This is a genomic window from Corynebacterium tuberculostearicum, assembly GCF_022347385.1.
GTDB classification, from domain to species: Bacteria; Actinomycetota; Actinomycetes; order Mycobacteriales; family Mycobacteriaceae; genus Corynebacterium; species Corynebacterium tuberculostearicum_M.
Window position 1 is genome coordinate 1 of the sequence record NZ_JAKRDT010000036.1, and the last position, 4,690, is coordinate 4,690.

4 protein-coding genes are annotated in these 4,690 nt (G+C 60.4%); 3 read left to right on the top strand and 1 reads right to left on the bottom strand.

The genetic code is table 11. The features are described 5' to 3' along the window. The first annotated feature begins 647 nt into the window (after positions 1 to 647). Genes MHK00_RS11610 through MHK00_RS11620 form a run of 3 tightly spaced genes read left to right on the top strand, consistent with a single transcriptional unit; the run spans position 648 to position 3,693 of the window. A complete protein-coding gene (locus MHK00_RS11610) occupies positions 648 to 1,766 on the top strand; it encodes a FecCD family ABC transporter permease (RefSeq protein ID WP_005325331.1) in 1,119 nt (372 codons plus the stop codon). Beyond that, positions 1,766 to 2,860 carry a FecCD family ABC transporter permease gene (locus MHK00_RS11615; RefSeq protein WP_005325330.1) on the top strand — a complete coding sequence of 365 codons (1,095 nt, stop codon included), beginning with the start codon at positions 1,766 to 1,768 and terminating at the stop codon, positions 2,858 to 2,860. The genes MHK00_RS11610 and MHK00_RS11615 overlap by 1 nt, the downstream gene beginning before the upstream one ends. Positions 2,861 to 2,910: 50 nt before the next feature. Beyond that, complete coding sequence (locus MHK00_RS11620) at positions 2,911 to 3,693, top strand: ABC transporter ATP-binding protein (protein ID WP_019176090.1); 783 nt, start codon at positions 2,911 to 2,913, stop codon at positions 3,691 to 3,693. 10 nt (positions 3,694 to 3,703) lie between these two features. Here the strand turns inward: MHK00_RS11620 and MHK00_RS11625 are convergent, their stop codons facing one another. Further along, positions 3,704 to 4,342, bottom strand: coding sequence for a DedA family protein (locus MHK00_RS11625; protein ID WP_005325329.1), 639 nt, complete (start codon positions 4,340 to 4,342; stop codon positions 3,704 to 3,706). Between the last annotated feature and the right edge of the window lie 348 nt (positions 4,343 to 4,690).

Here is a 4,690-nt window from a genome sequence, read left to right on the forward strand (position 1 = left end):
TCCGGACGCGGTGATCGTCAACCGGGTCTTCGAGACGGCCTGAGAACGCCGGCACGCAGCGGCCATCAGGAAATGAGAAACTGGGTCGTCTCGGCTCTCCGCCCAACTTTGCAACAGCACCATGTGAAGTGACCTGTTGCCTTTTTCGTTACGGTTCCCGTGCTCACCCTTGATGAATCGCGTGTACCGCACGATCGCTGGCTACTCACGCTCCGCCTAACTCAGTAGTTAGGGGTGCTCGCTGCCTTTATCCGTGCGGCCGCTTCGGGCGAGGGGCCTGTAACAAAGTGGATGTACAGTTTTTCTCCCTTGTAGCGGGAGACTCTTTCCGCAGGTCATGTGGCATTCCCGGGATTTTGACGCGTTAGCGTCGAAAAAAAGAACATGGGGGTACCTACCTACGGCAAGACCTGACTAGCCTAGCAACCAGCTAAAACATGTCCAAATCCCTGCTCAGAAGCATAGAGCTGAGGTGTAGGGTCGGCGCCATTCAGGGCCGACCGACCTCACTAGCCGCACCTGCTGGCTCACACACTCACCTGCACAGCTCCACAATCCCTCCTTGTAGTACTTTGATTAGGCTTACCTTGTTCATATAAGCTTGCTCCCGTTAAGATCATGGACTTTCACGCGTCAAGGAGGGATGCATGGCTATCTCTACCCCGCATGCGCAATCCCCTTCTCAATCACACCTGGGGTCTCGCGCGGACGCTACTGCGGACGCTTCTGCCAGCGCTCCATCAGGTAAAATCCCGCGTCGCCTCGTCGGCCTCGGCGTCCTTTTCCTCCTATTGCTCGCCAGCATCGTTGCCAGCATCGTGTTTGGATCACGGCAGATCCCTTTTGGAGAAGTGTCCGCCGTGTTCCGCGATCTCGGCACGGCGTTCGGCCACGCGGAGGGGCTGAATGTGGATCAGCGCGTGATCGTCGAGCTCCGCATTCCCCGCACCCTGTTGGGCCTAGTCGCCGGTGCTGCCCTTGGCGCCTCCGGTGCATTGATCCAAGGGCACACGCGCAACCCTCTCGCGGACACGGGCATTCTCGGCATCAACTACGGTGCGTCCCTGGCCGTGGTTGCCAGCTTCTCCTTGCTGGGTGTGACGTCCGTGTGGGCTACCAGCATGTGGGCGTTCGGTGGGGCCATCGCTGCTACTGCGTTGGTGTTTAGTTTGGCGTCCATAGGAGGAGGACAGGCCAATCCAATGACGCTGGTCCTCGGCGGCGCGGCTTTGTCCGCGGTCCTCAGCGCCATCATCAGCGGTTTTATCCTCACTGACGATGCCAATCTGGATCGCATGCGCTTCTGGACCGTCGGCTCCATCGCGGGCCGGGATCTCACCGTGTTCTACGGCGTGCTGCCGTTTATCCTGGTGGGCCTCCTGCTGGCGTTCATCACGGCACCGCAGCTAAACCTCCTGAATCTGGGCGATGACATCGCCTCCGGACTGGGCATCAACACCCAGCGCGCCCGCCTGATTGGCATGGCTCTGATCGCACTGCTGGCCGGTGCCGCGACAGCTGCCGCCGGCCCCATCACCTTCATCGGCCTGGTGGTCCCGCACCTCGTGCGCGCCATCACGGGCCCTGATTACCGCTGGATCCTCCCTTACTCTGCCCTGACGGGTGCGGTGATGATGCTGTTCGCAGACGTGGTGGGCCGTCTGATCGCTCGTCCGGGCGAGTTGCAAGTAGGCATCATCCTCGCGTTCGTGGGCGCGCCGTTCTTCATCGCCCTTATTTATCGACGCCGGGTGGTGGCCATTTAATGAGTTCCCTCCTTGCCCGCCCTACCTCTTCCACTATCCCTGGGCGCCCGCCATTCCGCGTGGGCTCATTTTCTGTGGTCTGGCGCCCTCGCGCGTTGACGGTGTCTCTATTGCTGCTCGTGGCGATCGTCTTGCTAGCGGCGGTCTCCATCGGCCTGGGTGACTATCCTGTGTCCCCGGCTCGTGTGCTGGAGGTGCTGTTCACCGGCCAGGGCACCCGCATTGAGCGTCTGGTGGTTTTGGATTGGCGCATGCCTCGTGCGCTGACGGCCATTCTGGTGGGCTGTGCGCTGGGATTATCCGGAGCCCTCACTCAGTCCGTGACTCGCAATGCGCTGGCCAGCCCGGATATCTTGGGCTTCACTACGGGCGCGTCCGCGGCCGCGGTCACCGTCATCACTCTGGGTGGTGGCGCTGGTGGTTTCCTCGGCTGGCTCAGCAGCATCGGCATTCCCTTGGCCGCGGTGCTTGGTGCGGCTGTCACCGCAACGGTGATGTGGGCTCTGGCGTGGAGGAGATCGACTGATTCCTTCCGGCTAGTGCTGTTCGGCATCATCATCTCTGCTCTGTTGACCTCGTATATCAACTTCCTGATGATCCGCACGGAGTTGCGCGATGCCGCGGCCGCGCAGTTCTGGCTTACTGGCTCCCTGAGCACTGCGGACTGGTCCAAGATGTGGCCCATCGCCATTGTTGTGTTGGTGTTTACACCGCTGCTGGCCTGGATTGGTCACCAACTTTTAGCCACCTTGCTGGGCTCGGATACTGCACGGGCTTTGGGACAAAACGTCCAGGGTGTGCAGGTGCTTCTGCTCGCCGCTGCCGTGGCTTTGGCAGCAGTGGCGGTCTCGGCCGCTGGCCCCATCGGGTTCGTCGCCTTCGTGGCCCCACAGGTGGCGCTGCGCTTGTGCAACTGCTCTGCACCACCGCTTCTGGCCTCTGCGCTGACCGGCGCTGCGCTACTCCTGCTGGCAGATATCAGCACCCAAACTCTTCTGCCCGTAGAGCTGCCGGTGGGCATTCTCACCTCGGCAATCGGCGGTGCGTTCCTTATTTATTTGCTGGTCCAACGGAATAGGTCAACCACGGCATGAGAAAAGATCCCACCCTGGAAGTTAGCAGTGCCGCGAACAAAGAAGGACACATGACTCAGAAGCACAGCATGAGCGCACGCGGCCTCGCCGTGGGCTACGGCGACCGGACGGTCATCGAAGGCTTGGACGTGGACTTTCCTCGCGGGCAGATCACCACAATCATCGGCCCCAATGGCTGCGGCAAATCCACGTTGTTGCGAGCCATGTCTCGTCTCCTTCCGGCGAATGAGGGCGAAGTGCTGTTAGACGGCGCCGATATCTCATCCATCAGGCGCAAGGACCTCGCACGGACCATCAGCGTGCTGCCACAAACCCCTACCGCCCCGGAGGGACTCAACGTGGCTGATCTCGTCTCGCGCGGTCGGCACCCACACCAATCGTGGATCCGTCAGTGGTCGTCCACGGACGAAGCCGAGGTGCACAAGGCGCTGGAAATGACTGGCTCGATGGGGCTGGCGGAGCGCACCCTGGATTCTCTGTCCGGAGGGCAGCGGCAGCGTGTGTGGATCTCCATGGTTCTTGCGCAGAACACGGACATCCTGTTCCTGGACGAGCCCACCACCTACCTGGATCTGGCCACGTCGGTAGAGATTTTGGAGCTGGTGCAGCGTCTACGCCGAGAGCTGGATCGGACTGTGGTGATGGTGCTGCACGATCTCAACTTGGCTGTACGCTACAGCGATAATCTCGTGGTGATGAAGGATGGACAGGTCCTCGCCACCGGGCGTCCCAGCGAGGTCATTACCCCAGAGCTACTGCTCGAGGCGTTTGCCCTCAACGCGCTAGTCATCGAGGATCCTGTCACCGGCGGTCCGCTGATCGTCCCCAAGTGACGATCAGGGCTTAGTCCTCCATCAGCTCCTGGGCGGGAGTCTTCTTGGACTTCCGCCAGTTGATCATCGCGGAAATCACCACCGGAGTCACAGACACCAGCACGATGACGATGGCGATCATGTCGATGCGATCCGCAATGCCCGGGATATCCCCCAGCAGCACGCCAATGCCGACCATGCTGACAATCCACAGCACTGCACCCGTGACGTTCCATCCCACGAACTTCTTGTACGGCATCTCCGCGGTACCAGCGGCCACGGGAATGTAGGTACGCACGATCGGGATGAAGCGCCCCAGTACCAGAGCCAACGGCCCGTACTTCAGGAAGAAAGCCTCGGCTTGTTCGAGGTGCTCGGTTATGAGGATCTTGGCGTCGGGCTTAAACAACTTGCGGCCAAAGCGGTGGCCGAGCCAGAAACCTACCTGGTCGCCCAAGAACGCCGCGACGATGGCCACGCCCACCAGAATCGGAACGTTCAAGCCCAGCTGATCGCGCAAGATTGCCGCGGTGACCAGCATGGAATCGCCGGGGAGGAACGGGAAGAGCACGCCGGATTCAATAAAGATAATCAGCGCAATGCCGCCGAGCGCCCAGCCGCCAAAGTTCTGGAGCAGGGTGGTGGCGTCCATGAGGTCGCTTAAGTGCACAGGGAATCCCTTCTAGAAAACAACTGGTCTATTCTTACCCCGGTTTCTGACCGGAATACAGGCAGCTCGCCCCTAGCGTGCATCCGTTATCCCCATGAGTGCCCGTCCCCTAGCCAGCAACAGCAAAACCGCCCCAGCACGTTCTGAACTGCTCCCCATTAGTTGGACTGAGAAATCAGTTTCCGATTAGTGGGGAGTAGTTTTCATTGAGAGCTCGAAGTTTGGTCAGTGAGCATCAGCGGGAGCAGTTGGTTGAACTATTTGAGCAAGGCGTGGGCTATCGTGCCGCTGCTACTGCTCTTGGTGTCTCCACATACGCCGCCCGTATGCTCTGTCGTCGGTTTAAGC